Here is a 21,149-nt window from a genome sequence, read left to right on the forward strand (position 1 = left end):
CGGCGATCAGGCCCAGGTCGACGCCCTCACCGCCGCTGCCGCCGAGAACGGTTGGGCACTCATGTTCGCCGACAAACACCCCCACGCCGGCGGCCCGCAGACCTACGCCGCCTACCTATCGAACACCGACGGCCACGAAGTCGAGCTCACCGCGAGCAACCCCGTAAAACTCACCCATCCACAGGTCTTGACGATTCCTCCGGCCGAGGAGCTCAAACGGCTCAAGCGGGAAGTGGCCGAGCTGCGGCGGGCGAACGAGATACTCAAGGCAGCAGCGATTTTCTTCGGGGCCGAGCTCGACCGGCCCAGGAGACGGTGATTCGGTTCATCGCCGAACACAAGGACCACCAGGTGACCGACCCCGCTACCGGCGGGGTCGGTCTCGTCTGGGGAGTCGAGCCCATGTGCGCCGTGCTGTCCGAGCACGGCGTCAAGATCAGCCCCTCGACCTACTATGAGTGGGTCGCCAAGAAGCCCACCAGACGGCAGCTGCGTGACGAGGAGATCGTCACGGCGATCCTCCAGTTGCGGGAGCGCAACAAGCTCAACAAGCGGCTGGGGTCCAGGAAGATGTGGATCAAACTCCGCGGCGAGGGCCATGACGTCGCCCGGTGCACGATCGAGCGGCTCTACCGTGAGAACGGCTGGGAGGGCGCCCGCTACGGGTCGCACAAGACCACCCGGCCGGACGAGACTCATGACCGCCATCCTGACCTCGTCGATCGGGACTTCGCCCCGTCCGCACCGAACCGCTTGTGGGTCGCCGACTTCACGTAATGGTGGAGCCACCCGGGGTGGCGGCTCCTGGCAGGGGCCACTGAGATTTCACTGACCCGTAGGGTCGATGCTGGTGGTGAGCTGCTGGCGGGTGTCCACTCACCTGTGCTTCATCAAGGCTCGGCCGTGCCGAGGTTTCTCAACGTAGACGGTGGCCCTGCCAGTTGCCCGGGACCAGATCATCGGCTTGTGAGATGCCGCGCCATTGAGCGCTTCCATTAGGTCGCCGTGCTCGTCCCGATGCTCATCACCGGTCCGACCGTCGGACCGCGTGGAAGGGACGAGGAGAAGTGGATGGCACCTGTCACCGTCGGCATCGACTGGGCTGAGGGGCATCACGACGTCGCTGTCATGGACGAGGCCGGCGCCGTCGTCGGCAAGACCCGGATCGACACCGGCGTCGCCGGTTTCACCGAGCTGCTCGCGTTGATCGCCGAGCACGGCGGTACGCCCGAGCAGACCCCGGTCGGCATCGAGACCGACAAGAACCTGCTCGTTGTCGCGCTCGTTGCTGCCGGGTTCACCGTGTACCCGCTGAACCCGCGCGCCGTGGCCCGCTACCGGGAGAGACACTCCCAGTCCGGGCGAAAGTCCGACGCCCGCGACGCCGCGCTGCTCGCCGACGTGTTGCGCACCGACCGTCACCTGCACCGCCCGATGCCCGCGATCAGCGAGCAAGGGCTGGCGCTGAAGGCGTTGGCGCGCCAGCACCAGGAAGCGATCTGGGCATGGCACGACGTCCTCAACCGGCTGCGATCGCTGCTGATGGAGTACTACCCCCAAGCACTCCTGGCCTTCCCGAACCTCAAGCACAAGGCCGCGATCGAGGTCCTGGGCCTTGCCTCCAGCCCGAGCAGCGCCAGGACGCTGACCCGCCGACGCCTCGTCGCGGCGCTGCATCGCTGCGGCCGACGCAACGACCCACCCCTGGTCGACCAGCTCCTCACGGCACTACGCGCAGACGGCCTCGCCCAGCCACCCGCCGTCGAAGCTGCCCTCGGCACAGCAGCCGCCCAGCTGATCGCTGTGGCCAAGACGATGAGCGCCGGTGTCGACGAGCTCGAAGCCGCCCTGACAGCAGCGTTCGCCGAACACCCCCAGGCCGCGATCGTGGCCAGCGCACCAGGACTGGGGCCAGTCCTGGCCGCGCGCGTCTTGGCCGAGATCGGCGACGACCCCACCCGATTCCCCACCGCTGCTGCGCTGCGCTGCTACGCGGGCACCGCACCCGTGACCAGGTCGTCCGGCCGCTCCCACTACGTCAAGGCGCGCAAGGTCCGGAACAAGCGACTGGGCGACGCCTGCCACTGGTGGGCCTTCGCCACCCTGACCCGCTCGCCAGCAGCCCGAGCCCACTACGACGCCCGCCGCGCCGCCGGCGACCATCACAACGCCGCTCTGCGCAACCTCGCGAACAAGCTCCTCGGCAAGCTCTGGTGGTGCCTGACCCACGGGCAGGAATGGGACGACGCGACCGCCTGGCCAGCGCACCCACGAGCCGCTCTGCCCGCGGCTGCCTGAGCCTGATGTTGACACCCCACTCGCGTGGGATGTCTACGTCTCAACCTGGTCAGGGTGGGTGTACGTCGCGTTCGTGACCGACGCCTACGCCCGCCGGATCCTGGGCTGGCGATGCGGGACATCGATGACGGCCCAGCTGGTCCTGGACGCCCTCGAGCAGGCCGTGTGGGCTCGGCAACGCGACGGGCGATCGCTGGATTCCGTTGTGGCACATACCGACCGCGGTTCGCAGTACGTCAGCATCCGCTACACCGAGCGGCTCGCCGAGGCGGGCATCGCCGCTTCGGTCGGGACCGTCGGTGACAGCTTCGACAATGCTCTGGCCGAGACGGTCAACGGCCTGTACAAGACCGAGCTCATCAAGCCGCGCAAGCCGTGGAAGTCCGTCGACGACGTCGAGTACGCGACCGCCGAGTGGATCGACTGGTTCAACCACCGCCGGCTCTACGAGTACTGCGGCGACATCCCGCCCGTCGAGGCAGAGGACCTCTACTACGCTCGAATCCAAGCCCAGCAAGAGCTGGAGCCGTCAAACCAGTAAGTCTCCGGACATGCCGGGGCGGTTCACCTTCAGCAGTCCCACATCTGGGTTAAGGCGATAGTCCCTGGTCCCTGGCCTGAGTTCTCCCACTTGGCTTAGTGACCCCTTGCGGCGGTGAGGATGGTTTGGGCGTGCACAGGGATCTCGGGCTCGAGGGTGAGTTGTTGACCGTTGATCTGGATGGTTGCCGAGCGGATGGTGCGCAGGGTCTGGACGATCTTCTTGATGGAGGTTCCGGTCGTCGAGGTGAGATAACGCGTGATGGCCAGGGCCGCGAACACAACTGTCACGTGGGCCTCGATCGAGGCGCGTCGATGATGGAAGACGGGCCGGGCTCGAAGATCAGACTTCGTCATCCGAAAGGACGCCTCGACGTGCCATAGGTCGTGATAGGCGCTGATCACAGCTGCTCCGGCCATGGTGGCGACGTCAAGGTTGGTGACATAGCCTTTGAGGCCGGCGAGCTGACGGGCCCTGTCGATGGTGGCCTGATCCAGCACTTTCTCGGCGCCGCTGACCTTGAGGAACCGGGTCTTCCGCAACGGCGTGGCGCCGGTGGCGACCTTCTCGGCCTTGGCGATCTGAGCGTTGATCGTGCGGTCATCACGCTTCTGCCGCTTGAAGGACCACTGGTAGACGATGCGACGCTCCCGGGCTGCTTTCCCGGTGCCCATGATCCGCTTCGATTCCAGGATCTGCCCGTCGGTGAAGTAGTTGCCCTTCCGGGCGAAGTGTTCGGCCAGGTCATAGGGGGCCTTGGTCAGCCGCGACCCGACAATGAAGGAGAACCCAGCGTCCTCCAACGCGTTCAGGTTGGCCGCAGACAGCATCCCGGCGTCGGCAACCACGATCATGTCCGTCACCCCGTGCCGCTGCTGGAATTGGTTCAGCATCGGGACCAGGGTCTTGGTTTCCGCGGCGTTGCCTTCGAACAGGCGCACCTCCAGGGGGAACCCACCCGGATCCACGAGCAGCCCGACCTGGACCTGGGGATCGACGCGATGCTCCTTACTCATCCCGACTTTGCGCAGGTCATCTTCGTTCTCGTTCTCGAAGTGCAATGTCGTAACGTCGAATATCACGAACGCGGCATGACCAGTGGTGGCAGCCGAGTGCGCCAGGGCGGCCGTGGCCAGCAGGCTGCGGTAATCACGATCCTGACAGCGTCGCAGGCACCGGTAGATCGTGTTCAACGACGGGGCGGCCACGCCAACCTCGCCCAGGACACGAACCGTGTCGGCCTTGGACGTGGGCTCGATGATCCGGGCGAGCACCATCGCGCGGAAGGTCTCATCCCCGATGACGTCGAACCCCAGATGGGTGTATGCGCAGGTCAGCACCTCCCACAACAGCAGCGCCGAGGTCGAGAGCACCCGACCCCCGCCGGCCACCATCCGGGGCCGACCCGAGGCTGCCTCCACCGGCAGGTGCGGTGCGCCGCCGGTGGTCCAGTCAGCGACATCGCTGATCCGCGACCCGACCCGCTCCAGCGGCCCCAGATCCAGGACCTGCTGCCCGGGACGCAGACGATCCTCTGCGGCCGCGACCAGCAGCTCCAGCTCGGCGTCGGTGTGCGCTGATCCCACGTGGTCAACCTCGACCACGTCGCGCCCCTGACGAGTGACGACCTGGACCGCGACTGCGCCGGACGCGGTCCGCACCTTGCGCATGTACCGAGACGCCACCCCCCAAGGCTAGCCACGCCCGCATTATTAGTGACCCCTCCAGCATCACCTGGGCCACAAACCCGCAGATCAGCCCGCTGCCTTCAGTCAGCGATCAGCGACTGGGTGAACTCAGGTGGAGACTGCCAGGGGCTCCTCTCGCGTGCGCCAGCCGGCGACCGTGGTGATCTGGGCGCCGGTCAGCGGGCGTCGGGCGTCGATCCCGAGGTCGGCCACGCGTAAGAGCGCGGTCAGAGCGTTGATCGTGGCGGTGCGCTCGGTGCTCATGTGGTCTCGGGCGGCGAGCAGGACGCGGACAGCCGCCCGGACCCCGTCGTCGGCCCGCGGGTGGCGCAGCGCTGTGACCTGCAACGGGAGGGCTGCTGCGGCGATGCGGCGGGCGTCCAGCGGGTCGGATTTGCCGATGCCGCGGTCGGCGCGCGCGTTCATCCGTGGCGCTTCGACGACCTCGTAGCCGGCGTCGGCCACGACGCGGGCCAGCCGCGCCCCGTAAGTGCCGGTGCCCTCGATGACCCACAGGACCGCCACGTCGCCGCCGGTGCGGCGCGCGACAAACGCGACAGCCCGTGCAAGCCCGGCCGTCGTGGCCGGGAACTGGCCCTCGTCGAGCAGCTCGCCCTGCGGGCAGACCAGGATCGAGAGGGCGTGGTTGCGGGCGTGGGTGTCCACGCCGATGACGAACGGATGTGAATGCGCGACGATGGCCATGGCGATCGTTGTTCCTTCCTCGAGACGGGGCGTGGTCACGGTCGCCGAGCGGCCGGTACCGGTCCGGGAAGAAGTCACATCGGGGCAAATCTGTGATGAGCCACGGCTCGCGGGCCGGGCAATCTCCTGATGAGGTCACCGAGGTGGGCCGGACGGTGCCGGCCGCGCCGATCCGAGCGGACAATTCAACGGGAAGACACCGCCCGAGGCGGGCCAATTGCTTCGAGAGTCACGCCCGGGCCGGAACGACCAGCTCCATCCTGACCAGCCAGTCCCAGACCAGCCAGGTCCCACACTCACAGACGCCTCGGTGGGGCCGTTGCTGGTGCCGGGTCGGTCGAAGAACGCCAGAATGTCGCCGGCGCGCTTCTTCAGCGTGCGGCCCAGCGTGATGACCTCGGTCAGCTCGCGCGGTACGCGACTGCTGATGGCCGTGATCAGCGCCTGCATGGCGGCCTTGCCGGCGGCCCGTTCGGGGTCGCGGTAGGCGGCGATCATCCGCTGGTAGATGCCCCAGGTCGCTTCGACCTCGGCGTGCTCGACGACCGCAAAGAGCGCCTGCAGGCGCTGCTGCTGTCGGTCGGTGAGCAGGTCAGCGCCGGTGTGCAGAGTCCGCCGCGCTCGATACAGCGGGTCGCCTTTGCGGCCACGGCGGCCGTGCAGGTCGACCTGGACCCGGCGGCGGCACCGGTCCAGCGCATCCCCGGCCAACCGGACCACGTGGAAGGGGTCCAGCACAGCGACGGCGTCGGGCAGTTCCTCGGTGGTGGCGGTCTTGAACCCGGTGAACCCGTCCATCGCGACTACCTCGACGGCGGCCCGCCAGGAGGGGTCTCGCGCGGCGAGCCAGGTCGTGAACACGGCGGTGGAACGGCCTTCGACCATGTCGAGCAGCCGGGCCGGTCCGGTGCCGTCGCGGATGGGGGTCAGGTCGATGATGACGGTGACGTACTTCTCGCCGCGGCGGGTGTGCCGCCAGACGTGCTCATCGACCCCGATGACGGCGACGCCGGCGAAACGGGACGGGTCGTTGATGAGCAGCCGCCGTCCCTCGTCCAGGACCGCAGTGTTGGCGGTGTGCCAGGCGACCGCCAGGGCCTCGGCGATGCGAGCAATGCTCAGGTGATGCACGACCAGCGCGGTCAGCGCCCAGGTAAGCCCGGACCGGGACAGCTTGGCGCGGGGATCGGCCGCCGCAGCGGTGTCCTGACGCCACACCCGTCCGCAGCCAGAGCACCGAAAGCGTCGGACGCGGATGAGCAGCACGGTCGGTCGCCACCCGAACGGCTCATGAGCCAGCTTCCGGGTGACCGACCCGCGCGGGATCCCTTCGCAGCCGCACCGCCGGCACCAGTTGTCCGCCTCGATCACCCGGCAGGCCAGGATGGCCTTGTCCGGGCGCAACTGTTGCCCCACGACGCGCAGGCCGAGCTGGTCAAGGCCGGTGAAGCTGTTCAGGTCGGGCTCGGTGAAGGTAGCGTCGGGCACGTCGAGGTCTTCCGGACAAAGTGTGTAGGAACCTTCATCCTGCGAAGACCTCGACCCCCAGCCCTCAACGACGCGCCGACCCGCCATGGTCAGGGGCTACACCCTCATTTGCGAAGAGCCGGGATAGGGACCGCTACGCTTACTCACCTGGGAAGTGCCCTTCGAACCACGCGGATATCGGCCTAGACAATCGACATCCTCGCAGCTCAAGGGCACTTTTCACGTCACGGCACGCTCACCGCCGTGAAATCTCCGGGTTAGCATTACCAGGCTTCTCGCCCCCTGGCTGGCTGACGGGCCAAGACCCCAGGAGACAACGGTGCCGCCGAGTATCTCCCCGAGGGCTTGCCGTGCCGCAGGCCATGCTGGGAGGCGCAGTGTTAGCGGGAGGTGGCCGGTGCCGTGCTCATTCCGGCGGGACCGGTATTGTCGGTCCTCACCACGTTGGAGAGGAGCGGGCGCGGGGCCACGACGTACCCGCCCGTCTTCTTCGTCGACCGTACGACGTTGGCGGTGAACACGTTCCGGTCCCCCCATCCGGAGAGGATGCGGTGCGTCTGGAAGCCGTCCACGGGGCTGTTGGTCACCACGTTGCCGCTGATCAGCCACTCGTTGCCCTTGACGTCGACGGCCGAGTCGGCTGCGGTGATCGACAAACCGTCAATGGAGTTGCCGACCAGCTTGCCGCCCGTCGTGCCCTCCTTGAGGTCCACGGCCTCCGCGGTCGTCCCGGAGATGGTGTTCCCCGAGATCAGGTTCCGGTCGCTGCGGTCGGGAGCACCACCGGTCACCGAGGACCAGTTGCTCTGCGCGGTGCCGACGTAGATTCCTTCGCCGTACCGCTTGCTGCGCAACCCAGTCCCCCGGATCACGTTGCCGACGACCTGGTTGTCGCTGCTGGCCCGGCGCAGGTGGATGGCCTCGTCGCCGATGGCCGCCACGGTCAGCCCCGAGATGACCGTGTGCTGAACGCGGTCGGCCATGACGCCCTTCTGACCGTTGCGGACGGTGAAGCCGCTGACGCGCCAGTACGAGGCGCCGTCGAGATGGAGCACGTAGCCGTTGCTCTTGCCGCCCGCGTCGAGGATCGCGTCCGCGCTGCCGCAGAGGGTGATCGGCGCGTTCGCCGTACCGCTGGTCCGTGCCACGAACCGCCCCGCATACACGCCCGGTCGCAGGGCGATGACCGCCCCCGGGCGGGCGGCCGCCAACGCCCGCGTGAGCTCCTTCGCGGTGCCCACCGTCACGGTGGGGTCCTGACACCCAACAGCGGAGGGGCTCGTCACGGTCGGGAGGCCGGCGGCCGCAACAGCAGGGACGGCGCAGCCGACGGACAGGGCGACACCGGAGATCGCGGCGGCGGCCCATCGCCGCAGGTCATGGGTCCGGCGGGCGTGGGGAGCGGCCGGACGAGGGCAGGCGAAAGCAGCAGAAGAAGGCGTGGCCATGTGGGGACTCTCGGAACAGGTGCGGTGTAGGGGCACCGTCCCGATCGGCCGTCCAAGGTCACGCTTTAGCCCGAGTGACCGTGACGAAAACCGGACAACTCAGGCGTCAGCTGCAGCCCTTCTTGCTCACCTGCATGCCGTCGGCCGCCTCGTTCGAGCACCGCACCACGTTTTCCAATGCGGGAGTAAGGCCCACGACGTACCCACCGCGGCCGCCCGAGACGACCTTGTTGTTCTCGAAGAGATTGTGGGTCCCCCAGCCGGCGAGAATTTCGTGCGTCTGGAACGCGTCCTTCGGCGGATCGGCGACCTTGTTGCCGCTGACTCGCCACGCGTTGCCCTTGACGTTGACCGTGGTCTCCGTATCGACGATGCCGCGGCCGTCGAACTCGTTGTTGACCACGAACCCGCTGATCGTGCCTTCCTTGATGTCGACGCTCTCGGCGGTCGTCTCGCTGATCCGATTCCCCGCCACCACGTTGCGATCGCTGCGGTCCGGCGCGCACCCGCTGATGTCGCACCAGTTGCTCTTCGCGGTCCCGACGTAGACGCCTTCGCCGAACTGCGGCTTGCGCTTGCCCGTCTGCGCGATCGTGTTGCCGGCGACGACGCTGTCCGTCGTGGCCCGCCGCAGGTGAATGCCCTCGTCGCCGATCTCCCGCACGATCAGACCCTGCACGACCAGGTGATCCGAGGCGTCCACCATCACGCCCTTCTGGGCGTTGCGCACCGTGAATCCGACGAGCCGCCAGTACGACCCCCGATCCACGTGGAACCCGTAACCGGACTCCACGCTCCCCGCGTCCAGCACCGCGCCGGGCCCCCCGCAGACCCAGATCGGCTTGTCCTGCTCACCGCGGGCGCTCCCGGTGAACTTGCCCTGGTAGGTGCCGTCCGCCAGGCCGATCACGGTCCCGGGCGCGGCGGCGCTCAGGGCGGCGCGCAGCTCCGAGGACGTGCTCACCCGCACGGTGGCCTCCGGACAGGTCACCGGGGTCACGACGGGTACCTCGCCGGGCCGGGCTGCGCTGGCGTCCGGCGGAAGGGTCGCGGTGATGCTCCCCGACGGCGAGGGCTCGGTGGTCTGGGTCGGAGACGGCGAGGGACGGGCCTGATCTGGGGTTTCGGCGCGGTGCCGAGCCCACCAGAAGGCCGCGATGGAGGCGATCACCACCGCCACCACCGCAGCAAGCACCACCCAGCGCGGCGTGTGCCGGTGGTCGGGGCGAGCCGTGTCCTCGCTCCCCCCGCCCGGCGTCGCCTGACCCTCGGCGTCCCGACCCTCGGTCCCCGGGCTCACGAGCCGCCCGCGGCCGGCTGCATCGTGGCGCCGGTTCCGGCGGTACGCCGTGCGGACGGGCCCACCGGCTGGCGCGCGGCGACCGGCATCGTCTCGGCGTACGGGTGCCGCTTCCGCCACCGCCGATCCCGACCGCGAATCCCCGTCGCGACGACAATCCCGGCCAGGACCAGCCACAACACGGTCAGCGGCGCGAGCACGCGACGTACGGCGACACCCAGCGGCTTCGACACCGACCAGCCCTCGATCTTGTTGTCCAGCTCGACGCGGACGCTGTCCATGCCTTCAGCACGGCGTACGTCGAGCGCCGCGGGCCCCTCCCCCGTCAGCGTGTTGCCCTTGACCGTCACGCCGTGCGCCGGCCCGAGCACGGTCACCGCGTGGGTGCTAGCACCCTCGACGAGGTTCTCGGAGACGGCGGCCTCGGAGCCGCGGACGTACAGGCCCGTGGGAGCGCCGGCGACCTTGTTGTGGGCGATGGTGGTGGACCGTACGCCGTCGCGCACGACGATCCCCTGCCGCGCCGCGCCCTCGACGGTGTTGCCGGCGACCTGCACCTCGCTCGCCGCCGAGCGGACGACGATGCCGACCTGCTGGCCTTGCACGTCGTTGTCCTTGACCTCCACGCGTCGACCGCCGACGACCGCCACCCCGTAACGGCCGTTGTCGGCCACCAGGCTCTCCGCGAGCTTGGCGTCGCCGTTGGCCTGGGTCGAACTCCCAGCGGCGTTCGGGCCGCTCGCCAGGGGCGCGCCCGAGAGCAGCACCCCATCGCGGGCGTTCTGCACCGCCTGGACCTGGGACAACGTGATGCCGGTCGTGGCGCGGGCCACGACCACTCCGTCGCCGCGGTTGCGCTCCGAGCGCAGGTCGGTCACCGCCGCCCGCGTCACGTCGCGGTGCAGCACCAGGCCGTCGACCCGGCTGTTGCGGATCGTGGAACCCGAGATCGTGGCGCCGTCGACGCCGGAGAGGTAGAGCCCGAACGCGTCGTCGTCGACCGTCAGGCCGCGCAGGACGACGCTCGAGGCGGGCGCCGGCGTGGTGTTCTGCGCCTGACCCGCGACGTCCGGGAGCAGCACCTGTCCCGCGGGCTGCAGCTTGTCGAGGGCCACCGGCGCCGGATTGGCCTGCGCCTCGGCCTTCGCGTCGCGACGCGCCTCGACCTTCGCCGGGATGGACGGCTGGCCCGCCGCCTTCGCCGCCGCGGCGGCCGCGGCCGCCCTGCGAGCCGTCTCCGCAGCCGCGTCCGCGGTCAGGGCCTTCTCCTTGGCCGCCGCCTCCGCAGCGATCTTGGCGAGTTCGGTCCCGCTGGCCAGGGCCAGGTCCCGGGAGGCCGCGGCGCCGTGCTCGTCACCGCCGAGCACGGCGAGGCCGCCCGTCCGCCCGCTCCAGAAGCCCAGGCTCGTCAACGTGACCGTGTCGGCCACCACGCCCCCGCCGTCCGAACGGACGTACGCGCGCCCGTCCTCGGTGTGGGTGTCGACCGCCTTCGCCGTACGGTCCCAGCTCGTCACCGTCAACGGCGCCGCCGCCGTGCCCACCATCTCGAGCTTGCCGCCGTCGTTGACGATCGAGGCGAAACCCGCGGCGTCCGACGCCATCCGGAGCGTGGTCGGCTCCTGGCCACCGAGGTGCAGCGTCGCCCCCGGCTGGACCACCACGTGCTGGCCGAGCAGGTAGACGCCGGGCTCCGTCCGCGCGAACCCCTTGGGGGCGAGCTTGAGGAGGTCGGCGACCGTGTACGGCGCCGCGCGCTCGGTGAGAACCAGCGTGTGTCGATCCCCGGAGACGACGTCGTAGGGGAACGTCATCGGCTGCTTGCTCCAGCGCATGGCGGCCGTGAACGAGCGCACCTGGGTGAGGCGTCGGTCCTCGGCGGCGACCAGGCCGCTCTCCCGCTCGGCGTCCCCGCCGTACGGGGCCCGCCCGGCGTCGACGATCTCCCCGCTGCCGTCGTCCGGGGTCGCGCCCATGCCGGCCAAGCCACCGGACCCGGCACCGCCAGCGGCCGGGCTGGGCGCGGCCGATGCCTGCGGCTGAGACTGGGGCTCCGCGGGGGCGTTCGAGGCGGCCTGCGAGGGCGGGGGCGAAGCCGCCTGCGTGCGCTGGGCGCCGGGCAGCGGGCCCGCGGTGCGGGCCGCCCCGGCCGAGGGGGAAGCGTCCGACGAGGGGACCGCCGACGACGAGGCGCTGCTCGCGGTCGCGAGGGCACCTTCGCTCGTAGCGGTCGAGGGCGCCGTCAGCGCGCCCATGGCGCCGAACCCCACGGGCACCATCACGGCTGCTACGACGGCGAGGGTCGTCTTGGCCTGGCGCCTCATCAGGCGACCGCCTCCTCAGGTTGGCGCGGCATGGGGCCGGCATCGACGCCGGAGTACGCCGCGTCCAGCGAGGCCGCACCCTGCCCCTCGCCCCCCACGGAGTCGGCCGAGCGGGTCAGCCAGCCCTGCTTGTTCATGGTGACCAGCGCATAGAGCTTGATGGGCAGGGCGATGAAGATGACGACCAGCGCCACGAGCGGCAGAAGCAGTAGGTCGCCGGGGTTGCGGCGCAGATGCGACGAGCCGCGGACCGCTCGGCCGAGCAGCATCCAGCCGACCGCGAGGACCATCGCCAGCAGCTCCCACGCCATGCGACTGAACAGCAGGTAGCCGAGGGTGATCGCCATCGTCAGCGGGGTGAAGACGATCTGCAGGACCGTGATCTTCGTGATGAAGGGGACCTGCCACAGCCAGCCCTTGTACATGGCCGTGAGGTAGCAGCGGTAGGAGTTTCTGCTCCACCGGACCCGCTGCGGTGATTGTCAACGGCGGTGAGACCACTGGTCAGGATTTCTGTGTCTGTGTCTCCTTGGGGTCGGTGGTGGTGATGTGGCGGGGGGCTGGTTGATCCAGGCCTCGGCGGGAGGTGCTGGCGCGAGGGGTGACCGGGTAAATCGGTGCGGATTGGTGGCGTATGCGGCGTTCAGTGTTTGTTGGCGCAGGTATTGGATGTGGGGCCAGGTGCCGTTGTGCACGCTGGCCGGTGTGTAGAACTTCAACCCGGAATGGTAGTGGTGGTTGTTGTAGTATTCTCGGAGGTCGTCGAGGAATTCTTGTGACTCCTTGATGGAGTCGAAGGAACCGGGATAGGCCGGGCAGTATTTCGTGGTCTTGAACAGCGCTTCGGAGTACGGGTTGTCGTTCGAGACACGCGGCCGGGACAACGACCGGGTGATCCCGAGCCGTTCGTAGAGATCAGTGACAGTTCCTGCGATCATCGCGGAACCGTTGTCTGAGTGAATCATCGCTGGAATGACACCGGCGAATCCTTCGATGCAGGCTGTGATGAATTCCTCGACGTACTCTTCCCGGGGCCCGGGGTATGACCGTGCGGCGGGCATCAGTCGGGAAAAGATGTCGATCATCATGAATCCGTAGTAGTAGTGGCCGCGGCGGGGACCAAGGAATGCAGTGATGTCCCAAGAAGCGACCTGGCACGGTCCGGTCGCGTGCAAGTGGGGCGCCGCCCGCGGGGGGGTGCTTGGCCTGGGATCGGCGCTCGGTGAGCAGGTCCGCGGCGGCCAGGACGCGGTACATGGTCCGTGGGGAGGCTAGGTAGCAGCCGCGCTCCAGCAGCGTGTAGTAGACCTGGACCGGTGCCTTGTCGACGAATTCTGCACTGGTCAAGACCTCGATGATCTGGTCACGTTCTGCCGGGGCCAGCGCATTATGCGTCGGCCGGGGTAACGCCGGACCATGATGGAGTCGTTGAGGTTGCGCGGCGCGGTATTTCCCGGCCCGAGACAACCCCCACCAACTCACAGGCTGCCCGTGTGGATAGGTCGCCAGCGAGGTCATCCACGCAGGATGTTAACGCCGTCCGGACCTGGTCGTGAGCGCCGAGCTCTCGGAGATCTGCTCCAAGAGCTCGAACGCTTTTCCCAGGGTCGCCACCGTCCGCTGAGAAGCCGCCAGCTCCGCCTCCAAAGCAGACACCCGATTCTGCAACGTGGCGACCCGGTCGGCGCGTTTGCGCTGCGCCCGCGCAGCCTCACGCTCGGGCTGGGCACGCCACTTGGTGATATGACTGGAATACAACCCATGCCCGCGCAGAAAGCGCCCTTCTTCCCTTCCGGGGTGGCATCGTAGTCCCGCACAAACTCAGCCTTTTGGGCAGCTGTGAACACGCGACGCTGGGGGCGAGCAGGCTGGGCCGGACGGTCGGCCTGAGTCATGGTCATGGCAAGTCCTCACGGGTCGTGCCCTCCACGGTCCTACACAACTTTCGAACCGAGTGGTCTCACCCCAGGCTGGCACGGAGGGCTGCTTCACGAAGGCCTGGAAGGTATCCGGGAACATCGACAGCGCGTGCGCGGTGCTCTGGTGCACCGCCTTGTAGCCGGAGGCCAACACGAGCCAGGTCAGCCGCCCGTCGTCGCCCGAGACGCACCGCTTGCCCAGGAAGAACTCGTCCTCAAGGTTCGCCAGGACGGGCAGGACCACGTCCCGCCGGTAGACACCCGTCCGCCCGGACACGCACGCGACGGCCCCCGCCGCGCCCATGGCGGGCACGTAGTCGAGATAGCGGAGGTTGACCAGCCAGTCCGCCACCCGCCGCCAGACGCTGCTTTCGCGCTGGTAGACGTTCTGCCGCGTGCTCACCGCGCCCACGTCCGGGTCGGCGAACGGCATCTGGACCGCCTCGAGGAGCCCCGGCAACCATCGGGTGTCCGAGTCCACGAGGACCAGCAGGTCGAACCTAGCCAGGCGGATGCCGACCCCGAGCGCCGAGCGCTTGCCGGCGTGCCGGAACAGCACGGGGCGGACGCGCGGGTCGGCGCGTTCGACGATGCGCCCGTAGGCGACCGTGTCGGCGACGTCGAGCACGATGATGACCTCGTCCGGATCCTGCTCGAGCCACGTATCCAAGCAGGCCATGAGGATGTCGGGGTCCTCGTGGTAGGACGGCACCACGACCGAGGTCGTCCCCCGGTGGTCGGTCACGATCGGCCTGGCCCGGTGGGACAGGATGAAGCGATAGAGCCAGATGGCCCACACGATCACGCCCGCCACGGCAAGCGGAAAGCGCGCTCCAAGTTCAGGGAAAACCGGCAATGTCACTCGATGCGTCGCTATCGTTGACCACCAGTCACCGGGGTCCAGACGCAGTTGCGCGATGAACTCGTGTGACGGCAGGGTCATGCGCGTCCTCTCTGAGGGGCCGTGTTGTTCCGTCGCCGGCGCCGCACGCTGTGGACCGGTCCCGGCGGCGGATCCGTCGAGGCTCGCGGCCTTCGGCGGACGTTCAAAACGGGCGTGCAGGTTCGTTTGGGATTCAACACGACTCGGCTCCGAAACGCATCTTGGCTCCGGGCCGCAGGGCCCTTCCAGCCCTCCCCATGGGTGCCGCGGGGACGACGCCTCGCGACGAAAGACGAGGTCGTGGCGAGACCCGCTCGCTCGGCCGAGCGGCCGGTGAAGATTTCACATAGCGGGATTCGCTGTTATCACCATTTAGACAACGCGGGTCGGCGACGCGCCGCCGGGACGTCGCGGCGGGCGACCAGAGTGGACGGACGACGACGGCGGGGGGAACGGCCGTCAGGCCGTTCCCCCCGCCGTCGTGTGCCGCGTGGGTCTGTGCGTCAGGCCTGCGTGACCTGCAGCTTCAGGTTCGCGGTGATCTCCGGGTGGAGCCGCACCGTGGCCGTGGCGTCGCCGAGCGAACGCACCGGCGTCGCGAACTCGATGGTCCGCTTGTCGATCTTCAGCCCCTCGGCCGCCGCCGCGTCAGCGACATCGGCCTGGCTGACGGCCCCGAACAGCCGGCCGCTGGCACCGGAGCGGGCCTTGATCGTCAGCACCCGCGCCTCCAGCTGTCCGCGCAGGTCCTTGGCCGCGTCCAGGCTCTTCACGGCCCGCGTCTCCCGACCCTTGCGGATCGAGTCGACCTGCTTCTGACCGCCCTTGGTCCACGGCGTGGCCAGGGAGCGCGGCAGCAGGAAGTTGCGGGCGTACCCGTCCTTGACCTCCACCACGTCACCCGCCGCGCCCAGACCGGACACCTCGTGCGTCAAGATGAGCTTCATCTGTGTTCCTCCTCCTCGTCGCTTCGACGCCGGCTCAGCGGGCCGAGCTCGAGTACGGCAACAGCGCCATCTCGCGGGCGTTCTTGACCGCCTTGGCGATCAACCGCTGCTCCTGAACCGATACCCCGGTCACCCGACGGGCACGAATCTTGCCCCGGTCCGAGATGAACTTGCGCAGCAGCGTGGTGTCCTTGTAGTCAATGTTCTCGATCTTGGCGACCTTCAACGGGTTCGCCTTCTTCTTCGGCTTACGCACAACGGGCTTGGCCATCGTGGTGCTCTCCTTTGTCCTTGAGAGCCCGGGGTCTCACCCCCGGGATGGAAGTTCTGGAAATAGATGAATTAGAACGGCGGCTCGTCGTAGCTGGGACCGTTGCCCCAGCCACCAGCACCCTGACCGCCCTGCTGGCCGCCACCGTGCTGGCCCCCGCCTTGGCCGCCACCACCACCGGTGCCGCCCCCGCCGCCGGAAGGCCCGGTGGCCCACGGGTCTGACGCCGGCTGGCCCCCGCCGTACCCACCGCCGCCCTGCTGACCGCCACCGAAACCGCCGCCGTAGCCGCCCTGCTGGCCGCCACCGCCCTGGCCGCCGAAGCCGCCGCCACCGCCGCCGCGCTGGGTCTTGGTGACCTTGGCCGAGGCGTACCGCAGCGAGGGGCCGACCTCGTCGACCTCCATCTCGATGACGGTGCGCTTCTCGCCCTCTTTGGTCTCATAGGAACGCGACTTCAACCGGCCCGACACGATCACGCGCGTGCCCCGCACCAACGACTCGGCCACGTTCTCCGCAGCGTCGCGCCAGATCGAACACCGCATGAACAGCGTCTCGCCGTCCTTCCACTCATTGCTTTGGCGGTCGAACGTGCGCGGCGTCGACGCGACCGTGAAGTTCGCCACCGCCGCCCCGCTGGGGGTGAACCGCAACTCCGGATCACCCGTCAAATTCCCGATGATCGTGATCGTGGTGTCGCCGGCCATCTCAGCCTCCTCAGGCGCCCGGCCGCAGCAGCTTCGTGCGCAGGATCGCCTCGGACAGACCCAGCTGGCGGTCCATCTCCTTGGCGGTCGCCGGCTCGGCGGTGAAGTTCACCACGACATACACACCCTCGGAGCGCTTCTTGATGTCGTAGGCCATCCGGCGCCGACCCCACACCTCGACGTTGTCCACGGATCCCTTGTCGTTCTTCACGACGGAAAGGAATCGCTCCAACGTGGCGGGAACCTGGCGGTCGTCGACCTCAGGGTCGACGATGATCATCATCTCGTACTGACGCATGCGGAACACCCACCTCCTCTGGTCTAGGCGGTCACGGTCTCTCCGTGACAGGAGGGTTAGCAGCGTCGGACCCGCACCTCGCGCCCCGGCGCACGCTTGCGCGGGCAGTTCGGCACGGGCCAACCGTCAAAGGGTACCCGCCGGTCCGGCGCGGGGCCGAATCGCCGTGCCTCCAGGCCGCGGCGCTGTTACCAGCCGGGGTCCCCACGTGACGTTATCCATCACCGTGGTGGCGGGGTCGTTGACGTCATCCATCACCATGGTTGCGGTTTTGGTGGTGGTGAGGGGGCCTGTGGTGACGGGCGACGCCATCCGCGTGCGGGCGGCGCTCGGCTGGGTGCTAGCGCAGGGCCATCGTCACCGCGTCCGGTCGGCCGGCCATCGGGCCCGCCAGCTCGTCCGGCTCCAGCGACGGATCGAGGACCAGGTCATCCGCCGCGGTCGCCTTCGCCTCGCCGGGTACGGGGATGCGGGTGGTCACCGACTCGGACGGTACATCGAGCTCAGGCGGTACGTCGTGGGCGGGCGAGGCACCGGGCTCCACCGACAGCGGAGCGCCCCACGGCGGCTCGACGTCGGGGTCGGGGGCCGGCACCCGCCGTACGGCTTTTCGCCATGCCGCCACCACCAGCCAGCCGATCCCGGCCAGCCGCGCCACCGAGAACACCGCGAGCCACGGCAACGGCAGGCCGCGGCTCGGGTCCGACGTGCCGCCGAGATAGAGCCAGATGGCGACGAAGTACAGCAGCTCGCCGGACGCCCAGACCAGGTGGTCGCGCCAGCGCAGCCCGGCCAGCGCCACCAGCGGGATCAGCCACAGCGAGGCCTGCACCGGCAGCGACCGACCGGTCATGAGCACGACCCCGACCACGATCAGCGCCACCTCGGCGATCGTCGGCCGGCGCGGCGCGGACAGCGCGACCGCCCCGCCGAGCCCCAGCGCCAGGACCCACCCCGACACGGCGAGCGAAACCGCCACCTCGGGGGAGACCGTGACGTCCAGGACCCGCGGCAGGTACCACAGCGAGCCGTAGTCGGGGCCCGCCGAGGCCCACTGCCGGTACGGCGCCACCAGCCCGGACAGGCCGCCCAACCCATGGGCGCCCCCGGACGCGACGCCCACGAGGTAGATCGCCAGCAGAGTCCCGACGTACGTCAGCAGGGCCGTCCCCGCCATCGCCGCCCACGCCCGCCACCGCCCGGCCCGCACCGCGAGCAGCCCCACGACCAGGACGAGCAGGACGGGGTAGGTGCGCGCCGCGATCGCCAGCCCGAACAGCACCCCCGCCAGTTCGGGGCGGCTGCGGGACCACAGGAAGAGTCCGTACGACGCGAGCATCACCCCGAACAGGTCCGGCGACACCAACGCGGTCGTCACCAGCAAAGGGCTCGCCGCGACGTGCGCGGCCCGCCACGGATCCCGGCGGGCGCTGCGCGCCGTCACCGTGACCAGCACCGCGAGGATCAGCACCAGCACGACGGCCCAGGCGAGCACAAAGAACCGCTGCCGCTCGAACGGCGTACCGTCCGGCACGATCGCCGCCAACGCCCACATGAGCGCCCCGGTGAGCGGCGGCTGCGCGAGGCCCGCGCCGCCGGCCGGGTAGGGGTAGCCGGCCTCCGCGAGCGGGGTCGAGGAGAACAGGTAGGGCAGGTCCGAATAGCAGCCTCGCCAGAAGACCTCCGGGACGCCCCAGCCGTTCGCGGTGCAGTAGCCCTTCTGCAGCGTGCCGAGCGCCACCAGGACCGAGGCGACGAACGTGAGCACCGCAGCGGCCGGCTGCCAAGGCAGCGCGCCGCCGGGCACCCGGGCGCACCGACCGAGCGGCCCCCCGAAGGCCACCGTGGCCGCCCGCGCCACCGGGTCGGACGTGGGCACCTCCACGTCGCGCACGCTGGTCATCCGGTTCGCCTATCCCCGGCGCTCAGCCGGTCCGGAATACTGCCTCATCGCCGCCAGTATCCCCCGGCGCCGCCGGGACGCTTGGCAAGCCGGCCCCCGACCGCGAGGGCGTCGAGCCACGCCGGGTGGGTGTGGGCGCGGGCTCTTCCTCTTCGTCCGGGTCCGGCTCCTCGGTCGTTGTGGTCGTCGACGGCTTCGTTGTCGTCGACTTCTTCGATGGCGGCGGCGGGGGCGGCGGCGTCCACACCTTGTCGTCGCCGATGCCGACGCGCTGCGGGAAGTCCACGACGTCTTTGCCGTCCAGGTAGGACCTGGCGAAGTCCACCCACACGTCGACGGGGAGCTGGCCGGATTCCAGCCCCCACAGGCCGTTCATCGACTGCGGCTCGCCCTTGGCGTCGGGCAGGTACATGCCCACGGAGATCGACACCTGCGGGGTGAACCCCACGAACCAGGCGGACTTGCTCTCGTTCGACGTACCCGTCTTGCCCGCGACCGGCCGGCCGACTGCGGAGGCCCCCGACCCCGTCCCGCCGTACCGCGTCACGGCCCGCAGCGCGTCGGTCGCGTCCGCGGCGACGTCCTTCTCGAAGGCCTTCGTGAGGTCCGGGCCGCCCTCGAACAGCACGCGGTCGTCCGGGGCGCCGGTCTTGACCTGCTTGACGATGTACGGCTTGGCGCGCTGCCCCTCCCCCGCGATCGTGGCGTAGGCGTTGGCCATGTCGATCGGGCGGACCGCTGCGCTGCCCAGCACATTCGCGACGTTGGGTTCCAGGCCCGGGGTGTTCGCCGGCGCCTCGCCGTCCGCCGGCGAGATGCCCGCCGCGATGGCCGCCTTCATCGTGCTCTCCGGCCCGACCTTCTCGTTCAGCCGCACGAAGGCCGTGTTGATCGAGCCGGCCAGCATCTGCGGCACCGTGACCATGCCGTGCCCCGCCTCGTCCCAGTTGCGGATGGTGTCGGTGGTGCCCGGCGGACGGTACGGCGTGCTCGAATCGAACGACGTCTTGGTGCTGATGCCCTTCTGCAGCAGGGCTAGCGTGGCGAAGCCCTTCATGGTCGAGCCCGCCTGCATGTGCCCCTGGGTCGCGTAGTTGAACTGCTCCTTGGCGAAGTCGGCGCCCCCGTAGAGGCCCAGGATCGCACCGTCCTTCGGCTTGATGGCGACCGCGCCGATCTTCACGCCGGCGGCCCTGCCCTCGGTGGGCTTGTTGTCGTTGACCGCCTTGACCAGCTCGGCCTGGGTGGCCTTGTCGATCGTCGTGGTGATCCGCAGGCCGTTGCGCTGGATGTCCTCGCCCTTGATGCCCCGCTCGGCCATCTCGCCCTTGATGACGTCGACAAGGTAGCCGTCGGTGCCGCCGAGGATCTGCGCCTCCTTGTACTTCTGCACCGCCGGGAACTTCATGGCCTTGCGCTCGTCCGGGGTGAGCCAACCCTTGCCGAGCATGCCGTCGAGCACGTAGTTCCAGCGATCCGTCGCCTTGGCCAGCGCGGCCGGGCCGTTGCCCGGGTCCAGCGTGCTCGGCTCGTTGATGACCGCGGCGAGGAACGCCGACTGCGGGACGTCGAGCTGGGCGGCGTCCTTGTCGAAGTAGGCCTTGCTCGCCATCTGGATGCCGTAGGCATTGCGGCCGTAGTAGATCGTGTTGAGGTAGTTCTGCAGGATCTCGTCCTTGGACTGCTCCCGGTCGATCTTCACCGCGATGATGATCTCCTTGCCCTTGCGGGTCAGGGTCTGGTCGCTGGTGAGGAAGTAGTTCTTGACGTACTGCTGCGTGATTGTCGATCCGCCGCCCGCGTTCTCGCCGCGCATCGCGCCCCAGACCGCCCGGCCGAGACCCGTGACCGAAATGCCCGGGTTCTCGTAGAAGTCGCGGTCCTCGGCGGCGAGGACCGCCTGCCGCGTCTTGGTGGGGATCTTGGTGATCGGCACGGACTCGCGGTTGCTGCCGGCCCCGGCGATCCGGGTCATCTCGGTCTTGCCGTCGGCGTAGTAGACGACCGAGGCCTGGGCGTTCGCCATCTCGTTGGGGCTCGGGATGTCGACCATCGAATAGGCCAACCCTGCCAGGCCGATCCCGACCAGGAACAGCGCTAGCAGGGTGAGCAGCGTGCCCTTCCAAGGGAATCGGCGACGGCGCTTCGGCGTCACCTGGAGGGTCTGGGTCGCCCCGCCGGGGCGAGCGCCGGCGCCCCCGCCGTACGATCCCCCGCCGCGGGCCGCCGGCCCGCGCCCCGCGGACCCACCTCCCGCGCCCGACCCGCTGCCGCTCGATTGGCTCACGCGTTGCTTCTTCCGTTCGGTACGTCGTGGCGCGCTGGCGTGTGGGCTGCGGCGACGGCGTACGTGGACGTTCTTCCCAGTATGACGACACACCGACCCGATACCTGCCCGGGTGAGTCCTGGACACGCGCTGAACGTCCGT

The 21,149-nt window shown here is 69.2% G+C and carries 14 protein-coding genes and 4 pseudogenes; 3 read left to right on the forward strand and 15 right to left on the reverse strand.

The features are described 5' to 3' along the window. Nucleotides 1-202: 202 nt before the first annotated feature. The 3 genes and pseudogenes from IPK37_06895 (at nt 203) to IPK37_06905 (ending at nt 2,839) form a co-directional block, all read left to right on the forward strand. Nucleotides 203-774 (forward strand): annotated as a pseudogene (locus IPK37_06895) (IS3 family transposase). Between the two features lie 297 nt (nt 775-1,071). Beyond that, nucleotides 1,072-2,298, forward strand: a complete 1,227-nt coding sequence (locus tag IPK37_06900; GenBank protein QQS02080.1) for an IS110 family transposase — start codon at nt 1,072-1,074, stop codon at nt 2,296-2,298. Between the two features lie 34 nt (nt 2,299-2,332). Further along, a pseudogene (locus tag IPK37_06905) lies at nt 2,333-2,839 on the forward strand (IS3 family transposase). Nucleotides 2,840-2,934: 95 nt separating this feature from the next. Here the strand turns inward: IPK37_06905 and IPK37_06910 are convergent. The 15 genes and pseudogenes from IPK37_06910 to IPK37_06980 form a co-directional block, all read right to left on the reverse strand. Continuing rightward, entirely contained in the window at nt 2,935-4,509 is a 1,575-nt protein-coding gene (locus IPK37_06910) for an IS1634 family transposase (protein ID QQS02081.1), read from the reverse strand. 129 nt (nt 4,510-4,638) lie between these two features. Next, a pseudogene (locus IPK37_06915) lies at nt 4,639-5,232 on the reverse strand (transposase). A gap of 303 nt (nt 5,233-5,535) precedes the next feature. Continuing rightward, nucleotides 5,536-6,720 (reverse strand): annotated as a pseudogene (locus IPK37_06920) (ISL3 family transposase). A gap of 380 nt (nt 6,721-7,100) precedes the next feature. Continuing rightward, the gene (locus IPK37_06925) at nt 7,101-8,096 is read right to left on the reverse strand and encodes a right-handed parallel beta-helix repeat-containing protein (GenBank protein ID QQS02724.1); all 996 of its coding nucleotides are present in this window, start codon (nt 8,094-8,096) and stop codon (nt 7,101-7,103) included. Nucleotides 8,097-8,274: 178 nt separating this feature from the next. Next, nucleotides 8,275-9,468 carry a right-handed parallel beta-helix repeat-containing protein gene (locus IPK37_06930; protein QQS02082.1) on the reverse strand — a complete coding sequence of 398 codons (1,194 nt, stop codon included), beginning with the start codon at nt 9,466-9,468 and terminating at the stop codon, nt 8,275-8,277. Further along, nucleotides 9,465-11,792 carry a right-handed parallel beta-helix repeat-containing protein gene (locus tag IPK37_06935; protein ID QQS02083.1) on the reverse strand — a complete coding sequence of 776 codons (2,328 nt, stop codon included), beginning with the start codon at nt 11,790-11,792 and terminating at the stop codon, nt 9,465-9,467. Before IPK37_06935 ends, IPK37_06930 begins: the two co-directional genes overlap by 4 nt. Continuing rightward, nucleotides 11,792-12,217, reverse strand: coding sequence for a hypothetical protein (locus IPK37_06940; protein QQS02084.1), 426 nt, complete (start codon nt 12,215-12,217; stop codon nt 11,792-11,794). The genes IPK37_06935 and IPK37_06940 overlap by 1 nt, the downstream gene beginning before the upstream one ends. A 57-nt stretch (nt 12,218-12,274) precedes the next feature. Beyond that, entirely contained in the window at nt 12,275-12,967 is a 693-nt protein-coding gene (locus tag IPK37_06945; protein ID QQS02085.1) for a transposase, read from the reverse strand. Between the two features lie 646 nt (nt 12,968-13,613). Then, nucleotides 13,614-14,654: a glycosyltransferase gene (locus IPK37_06950; GenBank protein ID QQS02086.1), complete on the reverse strand. Its 1,041-nt coding sequence runs from the start codon at nt 14,652-14,654 to the stop codon at nt 13,614-13,616. Nucleotides 14,655-15,097: 443 nt separating this feature from the next. Continuing rightward, nucleotides 15,098-15,541, reverse strand: a complete 444-nt coding sequence (gene rplI, locus IPK37_06955) for a 50S ribosomal protein L9 (protein QQS02087.1) — start codon at nt 15,539-15,541, stop codon at nt 15,098-15,100. Nucleotides 15,542-15,575: 34 nt separating this feature from the next. Beyond that, entirely contained in the window at nt 15,576-15,812 is a 237-nt protein-coding gene (locus IPK37_06960; protein QQS02088.1) for a 30S ribosomal protein S18, read from the reverse strand. A gap of 71 nt (nt 15,813-15,883) precedes the next feature. Further along, nucleotides 15,884-16,519: a single-stranded DNA-binding protein gene (locus IPK37_06965; GenBank protein QQS02089.1), complete on the reverse strand. Its 636-nt coding sequence runs from the start codon at nt 16,517-16,519 to the stop codon at nt 15,884-15,886. 10 nt (nt 16,520-16,529) lie between these two features. Continuing rightward, nucleotides 16,530-16,817: a 30S ribosomal protein S6 gene (rpsF, locus tag IPK37_06970; protein QQS02725.1), complete on the reverse strand. Its 288-nt coding sequence runs from the start codon at nt 16,815-16,817 to the stop codon at nt 16,530-16,532. Between the two features lie 340 nt (nt 16,818-17,157). Further along, nucleotides 17,158-18,720, reverse strand: coding sequence for a hypothetical protein (locus IPK37_06975; protein ID QQS02090.1), 1,563 nt, complete (start codon nt 18,718-18,720; stop codon nt 17,158-17,160). A gap of 22 nt (nt 18,721-18,742) precedes the next feature. Next, the gene (locus IPK37_06980; protein ID QQS02091.1) at nt 18,743-21,007 is read right to left on the reverse strand and encodes a penicillin-binding protein; all 2,265 of its coding nucleotides are present in this window, start codon (nt 21,005-21,007) and stop codon (nt 18,743-18,745) included. Nucleotides 21,008-21,149 lie beyond the last annotated feature (142 nt).

The sequence above is a fragment of the Austwickia sp. genome (assembly GCA_016699675.1).
Lineage (GTDB): Bacteria > Actinomycetota > Actinomycetes > Actinomycetales > Dermatophilaceae > Austwickia.

Bases quoted from the DNA above. Each gene is read 5' to 3' on its own strand.
- IPK37_06900 (QQS02080.1), top strand. From the start codon at position 1,072: ATGGCACCTGTCACCGTCGGCATCGACTGGGCTGAGGGGCATCACGAC.
- IPK37_06910 (QQS02081.1), bottom strand. From the start codon at position 4,509: ATGCGCAAGGTGCGGACCGCGTCCGGCGCAGTCGCGGTCCAGGTCGTC.
- IPK37_06935 (QQS02083.1), bottom strand. From the start codon at position 11,792: ATGAGGCGCCAGGCCAAGACGACCCTCGCCGTCGTAGCAGCCGTGATG.
- IPK37_06940 (QQS02084.1), bottom strand. From the start codon at position 12,217: ATGTACAAGGGCTGGCTGTGGCAGGTCCCCTTCATCACGAAGATCACG.
- IPK37_06950 (QQS02086.1), bottom strand. From the start codon at position 14,654: ATGACCCTGCCGTCACACGAGTTCATCGCGCAACTGCGTCTGGACCCC.
- rplI (QQS02087.1), bottom strand. From the start codon at position 15,541: ATGAAGCTCATCTTGACGCACGAGGTGTCCGGTCTGGGCGCGGCGGGT.
- IPK37_06960 (QQS02088.1), bottom strand. From the start codon at position 15,812: ATGGCCAAGCCCGTTGTGCGTAAGCCGAAGAAGAAGGCGAACCCGTTG.
- IPK37_06965 (QQS02089.1), bottom strand. From the start codon at position 16,519: ATGGCCGGCGACACCACGATCACGATCATCGGGAATTTGACGGGTGAT.
- rpsF (QQS02725.1), bottom strand. From the start codon at position 16,817: ATGCGTCAGTACGAGATGATGATCATCGTCGACCCTGAGGTCGACGAC.
- IPK37_06975 (QQS02090.1), bottom strand. From the start codon at position 18,720: ATGACCAGCGTGCGCGACGTGGAGGTGCCCACGTCCGACCCGGTGGCG.